This window comes from Leclercia sp. UBA1284 (genome assembly GCF_002308415.1).
Taxonomy (GTDB): domain Bacteria; phylum Pseudomonadota; class Gammaproteobacteria; order Enterobacterales; family Enterobacteriaceae; genus Enterobacter; species Enterobacter pneumoniae.
In genome coordinates, this window is the sequence record NZ_DBUS01000006.1 from 1,808,730 (window position 1) to 1,825,322 (window position 16,593).

At 52.7% G+C, this 16,593-nt stretch carries 17 protein-coding genes; 6 read left to right on the forward strand and 11 right to left on the reverse strand.

The annotated features are described in order from the left end of the window. Nucleotides 1-10: 10 nt before the first annotated feature. The 6 genes from otsA to B3511_RS11965 all read right to left on the reverse strand — a co-directional run bounded on the left by otsA (nucleotide 11) and on the right by B3511_RS11965 (nucleotide 6,832). Entirely contained in the window at nucleotides 11-1,435 is a 1,425-nt protein-coding gene (gene otsA / locus B3511_RS11940) for an alpha,alpha-trehalose-phosphate synthase (RefSeq protein WP_046885081.1), read from the reverse strand. Next, complete coding sequence (otsB, locus tag B3511_RS11945) at nucleotides 1,410-2,216, reverse strand: trehalose-phosphatase (protein WP_207291986.1); 807 nt, start codon at nucleotides 2,214-2,216, stop codon at nucleotides 1,410-1,412. The genes otsA and otsB overlap by 26 nt, the downstream gene beginning before the upstream one ends. Before the next feature lie 173 nt (nucleotides 2,217-2,389). Continuing rightward, the gene (araH, locus tag B3511_RS11950; RefSeq protein ID WP_040075074.1) at nucleotides 2,390-3,370 is read right to left on the reverse strand and encodes an arabinose ABC transporter permease AraH; all 981 of its coding nucleotides are present in this window, start codon (nucleotides 3,368-3,370) and stop codon (nucleotides 2,390-2,392) included. A gap of 14 nt (nucleotides 3,371-3,384) precedes the next feature. Then, nucleotides 3,385-4,899, reverse strand: coding sequence for an L-arabinose ABC transporter ATP-binding protein AraG (araG, locus tag B3511_RS11955; protein WP_212475588.1), 1,515 nt, complete (start codon nucleotides 4,897-4,899; stop codon nucleotides 3,385-3,387). A 69-nt stretch (nucleotides 4,900-4,968) separates the two neighbouring features. After that, complete coding sequence (araF, locus tag B3511_RS11960; RefSeq protein WP_046885078.1) at nucleotides 4,969-5,958, reverse strand: arabinose ABC transporter substrate-binding protein AraF; 990 nt, start codon at nucleotides 5,956-5,958, stop codon at nucleotides 4,969-4,971. Between the two features lie 316 nt (nucleotides 5,959-6,274). Beyond that, complete coding sequence (locus B3511_RS11965; RefSeq protein WP_212475586.1) at nucleotides 6,275-6,832, reverse strand: DJ-1/PfpI family protein; 558 nt, start codon at nucleotides 6,830-6,832, stop codon at nucleotides 6,275-6,277. 534 nt (nucleotides 6,833-7,366) lie between these two features. Between B3511_RS11965 and B3511_RS11970 the strand changes: the two genes are divergently transcribed. Together B3511_RS11970 and B3511_RS11975 are read left to right on the forward strand one after the other, a co-directional pair. Next, the gene (locus B3511_RS11970; protein ID WP_040075070.1) at nucleotides 7,367-7,870 is read left to right on the forward strand and encodes a non-heme ferritin-like protein; all 504 of its coding nucleotides are present in this window, start codon (nucleotides 7,367-7,369) and stop codon (nucleotides 7,868-7,870) included. A gap of 167 nt (nucleotides 7,871-8,037) precedes the next feature. Then, a complete protein-coding gene (locus tag B3511_RS11975) occupies nucleotides 8,038-9,381 on the forward strand; it encodes an anaerobic C4-dicarboxylate transporter (RefSeq protein WP_233802901.1) in 1,344 nt (447 codons plus the stop codon). Between the two features lie 78 nt (nucleotides 9,382-9,459). Here B3511_RS11975 and B3511_RS11980 read toward each other — a convergent pair whose 3' ends face one another. Both B3511_RS11980 and azuC read right to left on the reverse strand, forming a co-directional pair. Next, the gene (locus B3511_RS11980; protein ID WP_046885075.1) at nucleotides 9,460-9,711 is read right to left on the reverse strand and encodes a DUF2766 family protein; all 252 of its coding nucleotides are present in this window, start codon (nucleotides 9,709-9,711) and stop codon (nucleotides 9,460-9,462) included. Between the two features lie 108 nt (nucleotides 9,712-9,819). Continuing rightward, nucleotides 9,820-9,903, reverse strand: coding sequence for a stress response protein AzuC (gene azuC, locus B3511_RS11985; protein ID WP_154298819.1), 84 nt, complete (start codon nucleotides 9,901-9,903; stop codon nucleotides 9,820-9,822). Between the two features lie 211 nt (nucleotides 9,904-10,114). Between azuC and B3511_RS11990 the strand changes: the two genes are divergently transcribed. Beyond that, on the forward strand, nucleotides 10,115-11,536 hold the full coding sequence (locus B3511_RS11990; RefSeq protein ID WP_286782504.1) for an MFS transporter: 1,422 nt from the start codon (nucleotides 10,115-10,117) through the stop codon (nucleotides 11,534-11,536). A gap of 41 nt (nucleotides 11,537-11,577) precedes the next feature. Here B3511_RS11990 and B3511_RS11995 read toward each other — a convergent pair whose 3' ends face one another. After that, nucleotides 11,578-12,216: an RpiB/LacA/LacB family sugar-phosphate isomerase gene (locus B3511_RS11995; protein WP_286782506.1), complete on the reverse strand. Its 639-nt coding sequence runs from the start codon at nucleotides 12,214-12,216 to the stop codon at nucleotides 11,578-11,580. A gap of 249 nt (nucleotides 12,217-12,465) precedes the next feature. Between B3511_RS11995 and B3511_RS12000 the strand changes: the two genes are divergently transcribed. From B3511_RS12000 to ftnA, 3 genes are all read left to right on the forward strand, one after another. Further along, entirely contained in the window at nucleotides 12,466-14,643 is a 2,178-nt protein-coding gene (locus B3511_RS12000) for an HD domain-containing phosphohydrolase (RefSeq protein WP_286782508.1), read from the forward strand. Nucleotides 14,644-14,740: 97 nt separating this feature from the next. Next, nucleotides 14,741-15,079: a YecR family lipoprotein gene (gene yecR / locus B3511_RS12005; RefSeq protein ID WP_040075065.1), complete on the forward strand. Its 339-nt coding sequence runs from the start codon at nucleotides 14,741-14,743 to the stop codon at nucleotides 15,077-15,079. A 208-nt stretch (nucleotides 15,080-15,287) separates the two neighbouring features. Then, nucleotides 15,288-15,785: a non-heme ferritin gene (ftnA, locus tag B3511_RS12010; RefSeq protein ID WP_286782510.1), complete on the forward strand. Its 498-nt coding sequence runs from the start codon at nucleotides 15,288-15,290 to the stop codon at nucleotides 15,783-15,785. Nucleotides 15,786-15,823: 38 nt separating this feature from the next. On the opposite strand, the gene B3511_RS12015 is transcribed toward ftnA, so the two are convergent. Further along, complete coding sequence (locus B3511_RS12015; RefSeq protein WP_286782512.1) at nucleotides 15,824-16,063, reverse strand: YecH family metal-binding protein; 240 nt, start codon at nucleotides 16,061-16,063, stop codon at nucleotides 15,824-15,826. A gap of 66 nt (nucleotides 16,064-16,129) precedes the next feature. Continuing rightward, on the reverse strand, nucleotides 16,130-16,471 hold the full coding sequence (locus B3511_RS12020; RefSeq protein WP_286782514.1) for a hypothetical protein: 342 nt from the start codon (nucleotides 16,469-16,471) through the stop codon (nucleotides 16,130-16,132). Nucleotides 16,472-16,593: the final 122 nt, after the last annotated feature.

Here is a 16,593-nt window from a genome sequence, read left to right on the forward strand (position 1 = left end):
CGGTATGACCTCAGGCCAGTTTAGGAAAAGTTGCGACCTTTTTTTGGAGATTGCTCTCCACGCTGCGAGCGGTTATTTGATTTAAATCGTCAATAAAACGCGCCTGCCAGCGATCAATATCGTTCTCTTTAATAATTTTCATCATTTCTGCATGACGCGAAATACGTTCCGTTAACGGCATCGTTAATGCGCGGTTGAGTGCGTTCGCCACATCATCGCGGTCATAAGGATTGACGATCAACGCTGAGGTCAATTCGTTCGCCGCGCCGGCAAATTGTGATAGCACCAGCACACCGGGATCGGCAGGATCCTGCGCGGCGACATACTCTTTCGCCACCAGATTCATCCCGTCTCGCAATGGCGTAACCAGACCGACCTCCGCATAGCGGAACACCTTCATCAGAATTTTGCGATCAAAATGCTGGTTGAGGTAGTAAAGCGGGGTCCAGCCCAGCTGACCATAGCGGCCGTTAATACGCCCTGCTTCGGTCTCCAGCTGATGGCGAATGTCCTGATAAGCCTGCACCTCTCCCCGTGACGTAGGGGCAATCTGGGTGTAACGAATTTTGCCATGATGCTGCGGGAACTTGTCCAACAGGGTTTCAAAGGCAAGGAAACGCTCCGGCAACCCTTTGGAATAGTCGAGACGCTCTACGGAGAAGATATTCTTCACGTTTTTCAGTTCGTTTTTCAGCTGCGCCAGTTTTGGCGGCAGAGGTCCGGAAGCGTCGGCGGCAATCTCGTCAGGTTCAATACCAATCGGATACACTTCGGTGCGGAATCGCTTACCCCAGGCGCTGTAAGAACCATCATCGTGGCTGGTCAGGCGCGTTTTACTGGCGACACAATCCAGGAAAGCCATCTGATCGTTATCGGTCTGGAAGCCCAGAAGGTCATAATCACACAGCGCTTCCAGCAGCTCTTCTGCAGGCGGCAGCGCGTTAAAGATCTCAGGGGTCGGGAAAGGAATGTGCAGGAAAAAACCGACCCGGTTGTTTACGCCACGTTTGCGTAGCTCACCGGCGAAAGGCAGCAGATGATAATCATGTATCCACAGCCTGTCGTCCTCTTCCACCAGCGGCAGCAGTTTGTCTGCCAGCATGCTATTTACCCGGGTATACCCTTCCCAGGACTCACGCTGGAACTTAACCAGATCCAGACGATAGTGAAACGCTGGCCACAGTACGGCATTTGAAAACTGACAATAGTACTCTTCGTAATCCTGCTCGCTAAGGTTAAACGATGCCCAGGTGATGTTCCCGCGCGTCTCCTTTTTAAGCGGCTGATCCTCGTTGCCTATGTCTCCGCTCCAGCCAAACCAGAGGCCGCCTGCGGCTTTTAACGCCCCAAGTACCCCTACAGCAAGACCACCCGCACTGGCTTTTTTATCGTCCGGCGGTGCGATTCGGTTAGAGACTACGACTAAGCGACCCATAATGATTTCTCCTGTTAGTTTGCGCTATTTCTTCTTCTTGTTTCTGGTTAGCGACTTGTTTAACCCATTCCCAGACGCTGGAGACGCCCTCCAGGCGCCATTTTGCCGCGGTGTGACCCGGGCCAACCTTCACAGATAAACCCTCCGCCTGGTTTACCACATTGAATCCGTACTCATCCGTCAGGTCATCGCCGAAAAAGACCGGCGTTTTACCCAAAAACGGCGGTTCTGCCATAAATGCAGCGATGGCCTCACCTTTGTTGATGCCTTTTGGCTTCAACTCCACCACGCATTTACCCGGCTGAAGTGACAGCTGAGGGGTTTTCTCCACCATACGGGACGCCAGCGCCATGATTTCCGCCTCATACTGCGGCGCGCGCCGATAGTGCAGCGCAAAGGCCATTCCTTTCGCTTCCAGCTCGGTTCCCGGCAATGCGGCAAGCGCGATGGCCAGCTCGGCATGCAGCGATTGAATCAAGCTGGTCGGGAGGGAAATAATATGAGAGTGATCATGGATGTCGCGGCGCTCTGCCCCGTGTACGCCGGCAAGCGGGAAACGGTATGGTGCGGCCAGCTGATCAAGCTCGGCCATTGAACGCCCTGATATCAATGCCAGTGCCCCCTGATTTTGTAGCGCAAGCTGATTAAGCGCCTGCAAGACATCAGGTGGAACAACAACCTCGTCCGGATGTGGTTTTATCGTCGCCAGCGTTCCGTCGAGATCAAAAAAATAAGCAAAATTTCCAGCTAACACAGGCGGTGCAGTTAACGTATCTGCCACACTTGTCCTCCTCACAGTTAATGAGATATCAAGTAACGGATATCTCTACAGCCATGTAAGTATAGACAGTGTGACGCTGCTCGCCATTTGAAGACCCCCTTCCCGCTGCGGCTGGAAGGGGGTTTTGTAGGCAACTACACTTAAAAGTTGGGTCGCCAGAGGGGGATTTTTGCTTAAACTGTGCGCTTCGCTTTTTGTTTATAACGGTCGAAGATCACCGCTGCCAGCAGGATGAGGCCGCGAACCACGTACTGCGAGAACGGGGAGATATTCAACAGGTTCATCGCGTTTTCCACCGTGCCGAGGATCAGGATACCGGCCACGACATATGAGATTTTTCCGATGCCGCCTTTCAGTGAAACCCCGCCTAAAACGCAGGCTGAGATGACAATCAGCTCATAACCGATGGAGGTCATCGGCTGGCCGCTGGTCATACGCGATGCCAGGATAATACCCGCCGCTGCCGACACCAGCCCCGAAAGAACGAAGATAATGATTTTGGTGCGTACAACCGGCACCCCGGCCAGACGCGCCGCCTCTTCATTACCGCCAATGGCGAGGGTATTACGGCCAAAAGTGGTTCTGTTGAGCAGGAAACCAAAGATAATCAGGCACCCGACCGTCAGCCAGATAGGCGCCGGCAGCCCTAACCAGTTGGCATAGCCGAGCGTAAAGAAGCGCTCGTCTTCAATACCCACCGCTTTACCATCCGAAATGATATAGGCCAGCCCACGCACAATCTGCATGGTGGCTAGCGTCGTGATCAGGGCATTGATTTTCAGGCGGGCGATGACAAAGCCGTTCACCAGCCCACTGGCCACGCCGAGCAGCAACCCGGCCGCGACGCCAATCCACAGACTTTCGGTCATATTGATGACCACCGCCGTGGTGACCCCGGCGCAGGCGATGACAGAGGCCACTGACAGGTCAAAATCACCGGATGCCAGACAGAACAGCATCCCGCAGGCGACCATCCCGGACATAGAGATAGCCAGCCCCAGCCCCTTCATATTGATAAAGGTGGCAAAGTTGGGCACGAAAATGGCGCAGCCGAGAAACAGTACGGCGAAGACCACCAGCATGCCGTATTGATCCCAGATACGCCCAAAGCTGAAGGCCGATTTTGGCGCTCCGGAAGTTGTGACAGAGGACATCATATTCTCCTTAATCAGGCGACTGCCTGGCTAACTTTAGGCATCGCAAGGCTTAACGCCTGCTGTTCATTCGCCTGTTCATGAAGTAATTCACCGGCGATTTCACCTTCCCGCATCACCACTACGCGGTCGGCAACCCCCAGTACTTCCGGCAGATCGCTGGAGGCGAAGAGCACCGCCACTCCGCGTTTTGCCAGCGCGTAAATCACGTTGTAGATCTCATGTTTCGCCCCAACGTCAATGCCGCGGGTCGGTTCATCCAGCAAGATCACTTTCATCTCTTCCGACAGCCAACGCCCAAGAATCGCCTTCTGCTGGTTACCGCCAGAGAGGTTCATAATCAGCTGTTCGGCACCCGGCGTTTTGATATTCAGAGAACGAATGTGATGGTCGGCATTGCTCACCTCCCAGCTATCGTTAATCAGGCAGCCGGCGCGGATGGTTTTACGGCGCGCGGAGATATTGATGTTATCGCGCACTGAATGCACCGGGATGATCCCCTCGGCTTTACGATCTTCGGGGCAGAGCATCATCCCCGCACGAATGGCGTGAGCAGGCTTCTGAATATCGATCCGCTGTCCGTCGATATAGACTTGCCCTTCGGTGATACGCGTTCCACCAAACAGCCCTTTCATTAATTCACTGCGCCCTGCTCCCACCAGGCCAAACAGACCGACGATTTCGCCGCTGCGCACCGTCAGGCTAATGGGCTTGCGTACGCCAGGGGCTTTAACCTCCTCCAGACGCAGCAATTCACCGCCATACTGACGCGGCTCCCAGTGATAGATATCCCCCAGGTCGCGGCCCACCATCGCCTGCACCAGTTGATCATGATTGACCTGCTGCATATCAGAGAAGGTGCGCACATAGCGGCCATCTTTAAAGACGGTGATGGCATCGCTGAGGGCAAAAATCTCTTCCATACGGTGGGAGACATATAAAATGACGCGCCCCTCTTTGCGCAACTCGCGAATCACGCGGAAGAGGTTGTCGATTTCGCGCGCCGAGAGCGAACTGGTCGGTTCATCAAAGGCGATGACTTTGGCATTTCGCGCCAGCGCCTTGGCGATTTCAACCATCTGCCACTGGCCAATGGAGAGATACTTAAGCGGCGTCTGCGGATCAATATCCAGGCCGAGATGCTTAAGCTGCAAACCCGCTTCGTAATTGAGCAAGGAGCGGTTCACAAAACCGCCTTTATGGGGCAACTGGCCGAGATAAATGTTCTCGGCGACTGTCATCTCCGGCACCAGATGCAGTTCCTGATAAATAATCGCCACCCCGGCATTCAGCGCGGCGGTGGTGTCAGCAAACGAGACCTGCTCCCCTTTCAGGGCCAGGCTGCCCGTGGTCGGGGCGTAGTTACCGCTGAGAATTTTCAGCAGTGTGGATTTTCCGGCGCCGTTCTCCCCCATCAGGGCATGAACCTGACCGGCATAGCAATCGAAGCTGATATCGGTAAGGGCATTAACACCGGGGAAGGTTTTGCCGATGCCGCGAAAAGAGAGATAGGGTTCAGACTGTTGCATAACGTCTCCGAAGATCGAGTAGTGAACGTCTGGCCCTCTGCACAGCGCAGAGGGCGCAATCACAGTAACTTATTTACCGCCCAGCCCTTTTTTCTCCAGCTCTGCTTTGAAGTTGTCGCGGGTGATCAGCACCACGTCGGTCACTTCGGTAAACTTCGCCGGCTCTGCATCTTTGGTCACCCAGTTGTAGAGCATTTCGCTGGATTTATAGCCATGCACGTCCGGGCTTGGCAGCAGAGAACCGTAGAAGCCGGTCGCCTTCGCTTTCGACAGTTCACTTACCGCATCCACGCCATTGATACCGATACCGATAACGTCTGCGGCTTTAAAGCCCTGACCTTCTGTCGCACGCACGCCACCCAGCACGGTGTTATCGTTCATCCCTAACACCAGCCAATGCTTCACTTCCGGGTGCTGTACCAGCATGGAGTTCGCGGCATCGAATGCCCCTGGGATATCGTTAGATTTGGTTGGCACTTTAAAGATCTGTTTTTCCGGGAAGCCTGCAGCCTTCAGCGCATCCATGGAGCCTGTAGTACGACGACGCGCCGTATCCAGCTCATCTGCGGTAATCGCCATTACGCCGGTCTCTTTCACGTCCCAGCCGCGCTTTTGCATCTCTTTGTATAACTCTTGCCCCTGACGCTCACCGATTTTGGTGGCGGCCATCATCACCAGCGGTACGGTCTCCATCGGTTGACCTTTGGCGTTGACGAACTGGTCATCTACCGCGATCACTTTCATGTCGTAGCCGCGCGCTTTCGCCATGATGGCCGAGCCCAGTTTGGGATCCGGAGTACAGATGACAAACCCTTTCGCGCCGCTGGCCGCCAGGCTATCGATGGCGTTCAATGTTTTCTCACCGTCCGGCACGGCAATTTTGATCACCTCGAAACCTAAATCCTTGCCGGCTTTGTCAGCAAATTTCCATTCCGTCTGGAACCAGGGCTCCTCTGGTTGTTTCACCAGAAAACCGAGCTTCAGATTCTCTGCCATAGCGGATTGTGACATAACCGCGGCCAGACCAATGGCCGCCAGCGCTTTAGTAAATTTGTGCATGGTAAACTCCAGCTTTAATGTTCTTTTCTGTAGGGAAAACGTATTCAAATTTAATTTTATCGGACTTAAAACAAGGCATTAGCGCCAGAAGGGATTAAAGCGCGTTTGCTTGAGATAGTTTTAGCGGGAAATTAATCATCCATAAGAGAGCGCCATCACACGGCAGAATTACAGTAATTGCGTACATAAATTCAGCGAAAAATGACATAAAAAAAGGGGGTTTTGTCAGACAAATCAAGAGGGGGTAAGCAGGATAATCCATAACTTCAGCTATGATATCCTTGTGAAATGGGCGCCATAGCGCCCGTAAGAAAAATTACCAGGCGTAATAGATATGGTCGGCGTGATCGCGTACCGGAGCTTCGTCTTTTAAAAGACGCGCCGCCAGCGTCAGGGCAAAATCGAACGCATGCCCTAATCCTTTGCCGCTAAGAAGGTGGCCATCTTCTACAACCGGGGCATCAATATAGACGCCATCTTTTACGTCCTGCCAAAGATCGCCTGAACAGACATAGCGGCGCCCTTTTAATAAACCATTGCCGCCCAGTACACGTGCCGCCGCTGAGCAGATGGGGCAGATATATTTACCCATCTCATCGTGTGCCGCCACAAAGCGCACCACCTCCTCACTGGCGGCCAGATTGACACTGCCCTGCGGCCCGCCGGGCAGGACAACGGCATCGTAGCGGGTCTCGCGCTTTTCGCTCAGGGTGCTGTCTGCCACCATGGGAATATTATGGTAACTCACTACCGCACGCGACTCAGCGCACGCCAGCGTCTCGACCTCAATATGCATGCGACGCAGGATATCAATGGTAATAATCGCTTCTGCTTCTTCAAAACCGGGTGCCAGTAGCACCGCCACCTTTGCCATAAACCACTCCCGTATCCAACAAAAGATAAAACAATGTTTCATTTTTACAGAAGTTTTGCCAGCAAACCTCATGATGGATCACATAACGGGCTAAAGCAGGGAAAGGCTTTTGAAGATGGCACTTAGCCGTCGTTGTGCTGAATAAATAATCAGCGCGTGTGAACTGAGACAGGGACACTGGTTTTTATTGTTTGGATCATTTTTCTCAAGCGCATAAAAACAGGGGGGATTGATAAAGACCCATCCGGATCACTAAATGGAAATAAATTTTATATATCAACATGTTATAAGAAAAATAACTACCAACTAAATTGTCAATATCTTCCCTGCGTTAAGTTTTATAAATTAAGAGTAATGAACGGTAAGAATATATTTATAAGGATTTTCTTATAAATGCGCCAGGGGTATTATAATTTGTGTTAAGTGCATTTAATGAATATTTCTCATCTTTCATCTTCTGAAGAGCAACTATATTTATAAGCCCTTCGAGGTGAAATTTACCCCGTTCAAGACCCCAAATAAAAGGAAGTTATTATGGTTGTTCAGGTCATGATGAAGAAACTTAACACCCAGATGAATCGGGAGTATTACGCTTCTAATCTTTATCTCCGCCTCAGTGAATGGTGCTCACACAACAGTCTGAATGGTACAGCAACATTTTTGCGTACCCAGGCGCAGAGCAACGTCACGCAGATGATGCGCGTATTTGACTTTATAAAAGCCTCTGGCGCCATGCCGGTACTTGAAGCCATTGATTTGTGCGACGAAGATTACTCCACGCTGGAAGCACTCTTTCAGCGAACGCTTGAAGATTATGAACAGCGCCATCATAACCTTGCGGAATTAACGCAGGATGCCAGAGCGCTGAAAGATAGCAGCACGCTCAATTTCCTGCAGGAAATTAAACAAGAACAGCAGCAAGATGGCCTGTTATTAAAAGCGGTACTCGACGAAGTGAAGAATGCCCGCCAGGCGGGCTTATGTCAGGAACAGACCGACCGACATCTCCTGAATATTGTCAGCCATCAGCACCATTAATCCTCCTGTTGCTTAAACGCCCGGCTCCGCCGGGCTTTTTTATGTTACGCAAAAGTTACTAACGCATTGCTTTTATTAACTTTTAATAAATCCGATCCCGCTCGCAATGAATACCCACACATCATGTAATGATTTGGCAAAATCTGTTTACATTGATGAGGGCGTTCATGATTACGATGGAATTTCTGGTCATTATCCTCTGCCTGCTGGCAGGTACGCGGTTTGGCGGTATGGGGCTTGGCCTGATAAGCGGCATTGGGCTGTTTATTCTCTGCTTTATCTTTGGTCTGCAGCCCGGTAAACCCCCGGTCGATGTGATGCTCACCATCCTGGCGGTGATCGGCTGTGCGGCCACGCTGCAAACCGCAGGCGGGTTAAATGTGATGATGCAGTTTGCGGAACGGCTGCTGCGCCGACATCCTCAGCACATTACCCTGCTGGCCCCTTTTACCACCTGGATGTTGACCTTTCTCTGCGGCACAGGGCATGTGGTTTACACCATGTTTCCTATTATCGCCGACATCGCACTGAAAAAAGGGATCCGCCCCGAGCGCCCGATGGCCGTGGCCTCTGTTGCTTCGCAGATGGCGATCACCGCATCGCCAGTCTCTGTGGCGGTGGTGTCACTGATCTCTATCCTTGCCCAGCATCACGGGGGCGGTCAGGCCTGGGGCATTCTGCAGATTCTGGCCGTGTCAGTACCCGCGTCGTTAGCGGGTGTGGCGATAGCGGCGCTCTGGAGCCTGCGCCGGGGCAAAGATCTGGCCGATGATGAAGCGTTTCAGAAGCGAATCAGCGATCCTGAGCAACGAAAGTTTATTTACGGTAGCACTGAGACCCTGCTAAACCAGCAATTTCAAAAACACGCCTGGTGGTCAACGTGGATCTTCTTTGCCGGTATTGCGCTGGTGGTTCTGCTGGGGGCGTTACCTGATTTACGGCCGGCATTTGAGGTGAAAGGCAAGCTGACCCCGCTCTCAATGAACCTGGTCATTCAGATGATGATGCTGATAGCCGGTGCGGTAATGCTGGTGGTATGCAAGGTTAACCCCTCATCCATTTCCAATGGCGCGGTCTTTAAAGCGGGTATGGTGGCCATCTTCTCGGTATTTGGCGTGGCGTGGATGAGCGATACCTTTTTCCAGGCCCATCTGGAAGAGTTAAAAATGGCCCTGGAGGGGGTAGTGAAGAACCATCCCTGGACCTATGCCCTCGTGCTGTTTTTAGTCTCAAAACTGGTGAACAGCCAGGCGGCAGCCTTAACCGCCGTCGCGCCGATGGGGCTTATGCTGGGCATCGATCCCAAAATGCTGATTGCTTTCTTCCCCGCTTCGTACGGCTATTTTGTCCTGCCTACCTACCCCAGCGACCTCGCCTGTATCGGCTTTGACCGTTCCGGCACCACGCGGATTGGCAGATTCATCATCAACCACAGCTTTATCTTACCGGGGCTGATTGGGGTAAGCTGCGCCTGCGCGGTCAGTTACATGCTGGTGCAGTTGTTCTTCTAAAAACCTTTCCGGGCGGCGCGCTGCCGCCCGTTTAAAAACTTCACAAAAACGTTTCTAAATTCAAAACATCGGTTTATTTTAATGGGATTCGCCCTGCGGAGTGAACTTAAGCTCAATCAACGCAATGGCTTTCTGGATGGCGCGCAGGGTGACCGGGTCGGCGGCGGCAGGATGGCTGCTAAAATCGATGTTTTTGAGCTGGGTGGTCATCTTCTCGCGAACTTCGACCGGGGCGATGACGTCAAGCACGTCCAGAATCTGTTTAATGACCAGCTGGCAGGCGACCACGTCAGAGACCAGCTCCTGATCGGCACTCAGGTTTTGAGACATTTGGCTTCTCCTTATTGAAAGGCGGCCATAGTAGCAAAACTCCTGCCCTTGCACCTTCCCGGATGCCGTTTTCGGGCATAAAAAAACCTGCCGCAGCAGGTTTTTTTATCAGAACATCGCGCCAGGCGGGACGTCTTTGAAGGTTTTGCAGTAGGTTTCCCACATGCTCTTCAGGATTGCGCGCAGTTTCATCGGTATGCTCCGGTTGTTTTTATGTGCAGGTGTTTTGGTTGATGCGCTTATAATATGACCTGCATCACAAAAATCAATGGTTTTGTGATGCCCATCACTCATGCAAATGCCAGATAAATGGCGCATTTGACCAAAAATTTAAGCAAAAACATGAGATTAAAATTAAACAAATCTCAGTAAAATTTAAAATTTTTTTAGTGGCAGAGGACAAATGGCAGAAAACAATACCGGTAAAGCCTCCGGTGGGCTCTCGCCCGCCGCGCTGTTGGTTGCCGGCGCCTTCTTTATGGAGTTTCTCGATGGCACCGTGATCGCCACGGCGCTTCCCGATATGGCCAAAAGCTTTGGTGTTCAGGCGGTTGATCTTAACATTGGCATTAGCGCCTATCTGATTACCCTGGCCGTGCTCATTCCGGCCAGCGGCTGGATTGCAGACCGCTTTGGCGCACGCAAAGTCTTTGCGCTTGCGTTAGCCATTTTCACCCTTGCCTCGGTATTTTGCGGGCTGGCCAATAGCGTCGATCAATTTGTCGCCATGCGTATTTTGCAGGGGATGGGCGGCGCCTTGATGGTACCGGTCGGACGACTGGCCGTACTGCGCACTACGCCAAAACATCAGCTCATTACCGCTATCGCCACCCTCACCTGGCCTGCGCTGGTGGCCCCCATTATCGGACCTCCGCTCGGAGGCTTTATTACCAGCTATGCCAACTGGCGCTGGATCTTCTTTATCAATGTGCCGCTGGGCTTGATAGCTATCGCCCTGGCCCTGCGCATTATTCCCGATATTCGCGAGGAGGCCCGCCGCCCGTTTGACACGCCAGGCTTTATCGCCACCGCCATTGCGATGGTAAGCCTGGTCTATGCCATGGAGTCGCTGGGCGTCGGGCAGATTGACCTGGCGTTGACCCTGGGTTTGCTGGCACTCGGCACCGTCACGCTGGTGTGGGCTCTGCGCCACTTCCTGCGGGCACCATGGCCCATGATCCGCCTCGATGCTATGCAGGTGCCGACGTTTCGCGTCACAATGTACGGTGGCTCATTATTCCGCGCCTCTATCAGCGCGGTGCCGTTTCTGCTGCCGCTGCTGTTTCAGGTGGGGTTTGGAATGGATGCGTTTCACTCAGGACTCTTGGTGCTGGCGGTATTCGTCGGTAACCTGACCATCAAACCGGCAACCACGCCGCTGATTCGCACGCTAGGATTCAAAAAATTGCTGCTCATCAACGGGACGCTGAACGTCCTGGCGCTGTTAGCCTGTGCCTTGTTGACCCCCGAGACGCCCGTCTGGCTTATTATGCTGATTCTCTATCTCGGCGGCGTGTTTCGTTCAGTGCAGTTTACCGCAATTAGCACCCTCGCCTTTGCAGATGTCCCTTCACCACAAATGAGCTATGCCAACACCCTCTTCTCGACCGCTACCCAACTGGCCGTGGGGCTGGGCATCACGCTTGGCGCAATCGGGATCCGCATTGGCGAGCTTTTTAGCGAGATGCTGGAGATTAACGCGCTGCCCGGCATTAGCTTCCGGCTGGCGTTTGTGGTGATTGCGCTGATCTGCCTGGCAGGCATGTTCGATACGCTGCGGCTGACGAAAAACGCCGGTAGCGCCGTCTCGGGTAAGCAGGCATAAAAAAAGCCAGCTGCTGCTGGCTTTTTATTACTACCTACAAATTAGCCAACAATACCGCGAACAAAGGCTTCGATCTCTTTATCCTGGCAGTTTTCAAAGAAGCACTGCTGGAAGCGCTGACCCGTTACTGCGGTTTTCACCAGTTCCGGATCGATGGCGCGCAGCGTGTCGAGATAGTTCTCTTTGACCACCGCCGCTTTCACCTGGTTAAGAATGCCGGCATTACGCACCTGCGGCTCTTTACGCTCTGGTGGATAGCCTTCGCCTTTACGCCCCGTGAAGGCTTTTTCAAAGATAAAGCGCACGTTCAGCTCTGCACCCCAGCCGAAGCCTTTCGCAAAAGGCAGCGCCAGCGCGTTACCGTTGTTAATCTGTGCAAACAGGAACGCATCTGCCGGATCGATGCAGTAGCCGCAGTTCACCCCCGGATGGATGTTCAGGGACATCAGTGCACCCTGGCCAGTGCCGCAGCCGGCGATAACAAAATCAACTGCTTTGGAGTTGAGCAGGATGCTCGCCATGATACCGAGGTGAATATAGGTCAGATGGTGATCTTGCTCATCGCTCATGCCGACGTTAAACACCGGGAAACCTTTCTCATCGGCAACGGCGTTTAATTCATTGAGGATGATGGCGTTTTTGCTCGCCTGGCTGTTTTCCATCATCAGTGCAATTTTCATTCTTCATCTCCTGAATGCGTGGCGGGCTTTCCCGCGGTGAATAGCTAACCTTTTCAACCTTACTACTTAGCAAACAGACTTTCAAATTAACTGAAAAATAGTTTTAAAAAATAAAGATGGGCTCACAGTTTCGTCCTTTAACCGTTTTGCTGCATGGATTCACAACCTGAAAAAAAGCTTAGTCGCCCTGCTCTTCTTTTGACTAGACTGCAAGAAAAAGACGACAAACCATCAGTTCGAGGTTTAACTGTGAATTTGCGCCGCCCGACGCTTCGTTTTACCGCTTTGCGTGTCGCCATCCTGTTTATGACGACATTATGGACCCCCTGGCTACTTGCCAGCTCAGAGCCTGCCGCTGACGCAGTGCCGGTCTGGATCTACAATGCGGACAGCTTCGAATTCTGGCACACGCCGCAGGGTGAGGCGCGCGGGTTTTATCCCATACTCGTTTCCGCCCTTAATCAACGTTTTAACCTCAATCTGCAACTCCGTCCGATTTCCGGCAGTGAAATTGGCCAGCGTTTTAATACCGACGCTTATGGAGTTTATGTGGGCGTCTTGCGCACAGAACAGCGAGCCCGCACCAAACTCCTCTCCTCCCGGCTATTTGATAATGAAGTGGTAGCTGCCAGCCAGACACAGCAGATTAGTACGCTGGAGCCGTTACGCCATGCCCGCGTCCTGTTTCGTGAAAACGACGCTACCCTGGCAAGCGTGAAACAGCGCTATCCCGATCTCACCTTCCGCTCTCTGCGCGAGGTGGCCAGCAGCGATGAAGCGTTTCGACTGTTGAGCGAGAATAAAGCCGATTTTTACGTTAACGACGCCAGCGAGATGGAGAATACGGCCCGCTATTATGTTATCTCCCGCCCCTTCCCCGAACTTCGAATTCCGGTGGTCATGGCCTTCAGCCCCGATCTGCGCCCGTTACGGGAGCAGGTCAACACGTTAATTAGCGAATGGTTTCGTAGCGGAAAGATGCGCCACCTGCTCGAAGAGAGTAAACGCGATTATCTCCTGAGCCGTATCACGCTGTCTGAGGCCGAGCGCGACTGGTTACAGCAGCATCATTTACAGGTCTGGCTGCCTAAAAATGAGAACTACGCCCCGGTGATCTGGAGAGAGGGTCAGGGTTATCATGGCATCGCCCTCAATATGATTAACGACATGCGCGAACTGCTGGGGATGAAAGTGGACGTGCAGTTTATCGATGATTACGCAACTGCCCTGCGAAAGCAGCAGTGGCCGGTGCGGCTACTCAATATCACTGAGTCGAAAGGTGATAATCTCACCCAGGGGCAGATTGGGCCCACCATTCCCTGGCACAATGCGTATTACAATCTTATCGGCCACCCCTTTTTGTGGGATGAAGAGAGTATCCGTAACCAGCGTATCGGGGTACTCACGGGCTCCTTTGCTCAAACCTATCTGCAACGTCGCTTCGGCGAGGACGTGACGATCGTTAACCGCGCCTCTGTCGACCAGTTGATCGCTGCCATAGAAGATAAAGAGATAGATTATATTCTCGGGGACCTCAGTACGCTGGAGTCCGCCCTTCGCGGAAATGAACTGTTCCGCGGCGTGCTCAAAGTGGCAGGGGTAACCCGGTCAGAGTTCGAGATCGGTCCCTGGGTCGCCCCCGACCATCCGCTGCATAATCTGCTGAGCCAGGTACAGCGGCTCTCCAGTTTCCGCACGCAGCTCGAACGGCAGGAAAAACCGGATACCTTACCGGAGCTGACGAAAAACAGCTGGAAGATGATCAGCGTAATACTGCTTATCGCCTCGCTATTCAGCCTCGGGATGCTGGTGATGATGTGGCGGCACATGCAGAAAAACCGGCTGGTCAATCGCAATATCGTGCAGGCGCTGGAGAAGGTCAACCGCGCACACGATGACGAAACCGGCAGCCATATTCAGCGGGTGGCGAAATATTGCGGGATGATGGCTCGTGAACTGGGCCTGCCCCGTCGTACTGTCCACGATATCGAACACTTCGCCTCACTCCACGACGTCGGCAAAATTGCGGTGCCCGATCGTATTCTGCGTAAACAGGGCAAACTCACCCCGGAAGAGTTCAGCGAAATGAAACTGCACGTGCTGAAGGGCTGGCGCGTTATTCAGGGGCTGGGACTGGGGCCCGTGGCGGAAAACATGATCCACTTCCATCATGAGAAGTGGGATGGCAGTGGCTATCCGCAGGGGCTACGCGGCGAGGAGATTCCAGTAGAGGCGCGTATTCTGGCGCTGGCGGACGTCTACGACGCCCTTCGTCAGAAGCGGATTTATAAGCCCGCTTTCAGCCATGAAGAGGCCTGCGAGGTGATCCTCGCAGGCAACGGACGCCATTTCGATCCCATGCTGGTTCAGTTATTTCGCCGTCACCATCTGGCGTTTCAGGCCATCTTCGACAGCATGGCCGATTAACTATGGGTAAAGAAAGGGGATAAACCCCGGCTATTCAGGCCATTGCGCGCGCAGGGTCACGGTAGGATAAGCTATTTCACCTCATGCAGAGTGTTCCATGAAGAAAGTATGCCTTAGTGCCCTGCTCTTATTGCTGACGGGATGTAGCGTAACCCGGCAGGCGGAAGTGAGTCGCGTCGATGTGCCGCAGGGCCTCGTCTGGATGAATTACGGTCAGGCCGCACTGCAAAATGCCCGCTACGACGCTTATGTGACAAACGGCACCGCCACCCGCGAATGCCAGGCGATGGGCTATAACACGGCCATGGCTTACGGACAGCCGGTTAAAACCTGTAGCGTGATTAGCGGCTCGCTGTGCCTGAACGAAACGGTGACCATTCAGTATCAGTGTCAGGGCTTTGCCCCAAATCCGGTGACGGCCCCCGCTTATTATTAATCTGATTGCCAGTTTACCCGGCTGGCAATATTTCTATTAAACACGAAACAGAATAATTCTCATTAATATAATTTAATAAGCCTCAATGCGTGTTATTCCCATTCGTATTATGATCATTTAATTATTTATTTTAACTTTTGCAAATACATAAATAACAAATTATAGTGGCGTTCGCGTTGACCAATGAATAATAAAACGGAGCGACACCATGCTTAAACCTGAAATGATCGACAAGCTGAATGAGCAAATGAATCTGGAGCTTTTCTCCTCTCTGCTTTATCAACAGATGAGCGCCTGGTGTAGTTACCAAAGCTTTGAAGGCGCTGCGGCTTTCCTGCGCCGCCACGCTCAGGAAGAGATGACGCACATGCAGCGCCTGTTCGATTACCTGACCGATACCGGCAGCCTGCCACGCATCGCACCGGTCGCCTCGCCCGTCGCTGAATATGGCTCACTGGACGAATTGTTCCGTGCCACCTATGAACACGAGCAACTGATCACCCAAAAAATTAATGAGCTGGTTCACTCTGCTATGATCGGCCAGGATTATCCCACCTTTAATTTCCTGCAGTGGTATGTCGCGGAACAACACGAAGAAGAGAAACTGTTTAAATCTGTTCTCGATAAACTGTCGCTGGCGGGTAAATCGGGCGAAGGTCTGTACTTTATTGATAAAGAGCTGGCAACGCTCGACGCACAGAAATAATTATTCCGCGGCGCCTTCAATGGGCGCCGTTATTATTTTCAGTGCTTACATATCTTACTTTCGTCTGTTGTGAACCCCGCCTCCAGCGGAATAAATTTCCCTTTCTCGGCCAGAAAGGCCACCAGCTCTGCCGCGGTCATCTGCGCGGCTGAACAGGTGTGAAAACGTGCCTTATCACCAAAACGCGCAATAATGGCCGCCACCAGGCTCTGCCGGGTGTAGCGCTCGCCGGATGCTATCATCATGGTTAATACTTCGTGACCGTGTATCGATGCCATAAACCCTCCAGATTAAAGCCGCAGCCTACCCGTTTCGTCCTACGCTTGCCTTGCGCTGGCGCAGGTTTACATGCAGCCTGCACAGCTGGTGCAGCGCCAGTCATGGCGATTCACGGCCTGGTAAAACTGGCGGTATAAACGGCTTTCCAGCGGTATGCCCTGGTCGTAAAAGAGGTCGGTTAGCCACTCCACGTTTGCAATGATCCACTCATCTTCTTCCAGACCCTGCGCAAAGGTCTCGTCCTCCGGATCAATGATGGAGTAGATGCCCCAGGTCCCCATCTCTTTTTCGCGTCGCGATTCGGGCAACGTCAGGGGCTGCCCTTGCCAGAGGATGGTCCAGTGTCCGTGACAGAGCAAATTACCTGAGCGGCTCCAGGATGCCTGAAATGGGTTGCTGTCCGTCATCACTACCTCATTTTTTTGATTATTTGCGGGATTTGTTTACGTTACGCCCGATTGTGTCCGGAAAACATTGCCCTTATGAAGTAGATGGATTTACCAAATTTGTTGGGCAAATGTCCGGAAAG

Bases quoted from the DNA above. Each gene is read 5' to 3' on its own strand.
- araG (WP_212475588.1), bottom strand. From the start codon at position 4,899: ATGCAACAGTCTGAACCCTATCTCTCTTTTCGCGGCATCGGCAAAACC.
- B3511_RS11980 (WP_046885075.1), bottom strand. From the start codon at position 9,711: ATGTCTCAAAACCTGAGTGCCGATCAGGAGCTGGTCTCTGACGTGGTC.
- azuC (WP_154298819.1), bottom strand. From the start codon at position 9,903: ATGAAACTGCGCGCAATCCTGAAGAGCATGTGGGAAACCTACTGCAAA.
- B3511_RS11990 (WP_286782504.1), top strand. From the start codon at position 10,115: ATGGCAGAAAACAATACCGGTAAAGCCTCCGGTGGGCTCTCGCCCGCC.
- B3511_RS11965 (WP_212475586.1), bottom strand. From the start codon at position 6,832: ATGGCAAAGGTGGCGGTGCTACTGGCACCCGGTTTTGAAGAAGCAGAA.
- araF (WP_046885078.1), bottom strand. From the start codon at position 5,958: ATGCACAAATTTACTAAAGCGCTGGCGGCCATTGGTCTGGCCGCGGTT.
- yecR (WP_040075065.1), top strand. From the start codon at position 14,741: ATGAAGAAAGTATGCCTTAGTGCCCTGCTCTTATTGCTGACGGGATGT.
- ftnA (WP_286782510.1), top strand. From the start codon at position 15,288: ATGCTTAAACCTGAAATGATCGACAAGCTGAATGAGCAAATGAATCTG.
- B3511_RS11970 (WP_040075070.1), top strand. From the start codon at position 7,367: ATGGTTGTTCAGGTCATGATGAAGAAACTTAACACCCAGATGAATCGG.
- araH (WP_040075074.1), bottom strand. From the start codon at position 3,370: ATGTCCTCTGTCACAACTTCCGGAGCGCCAAAATCGGCCTTCAGCTTT.
- B3511_RS12020 (WP_286782514.1), bottom strand. From the start codon at position 16,471: ATGACGGACAGCAACCCATTTCAGGCATCCTGGAGCCGCTCAGGTAAT.
- B3511_RS11995 (WP_286782506.1), bottom strand. From the start codon at position 12,216: ATGAAAATTGCACTGATGATGGAAAACAGCCAGGCGAGCAAAAACGCC.
- B3511_RS11975 (WP_233802901.1), top strand. From the start codon at position 8,038: ATGATTACGATGGAATTTCTGGTCATTATCCTCTGCCTGCTGGCAGGT.
- B3511_RS12015 (WP_286782512.1), bottom strand. From the start codon at position 16,063: ATGGCATCGATACACGGTCACGAAGTATTAACCATGATGATAGCATCC.
- otsA (WP_046885081.1), bottom strand. From the start codon at position 1,435: ATGGGTCGCTTAGTCGTAGTCTCTAACCGAATCGCACCGCCGGACGAT.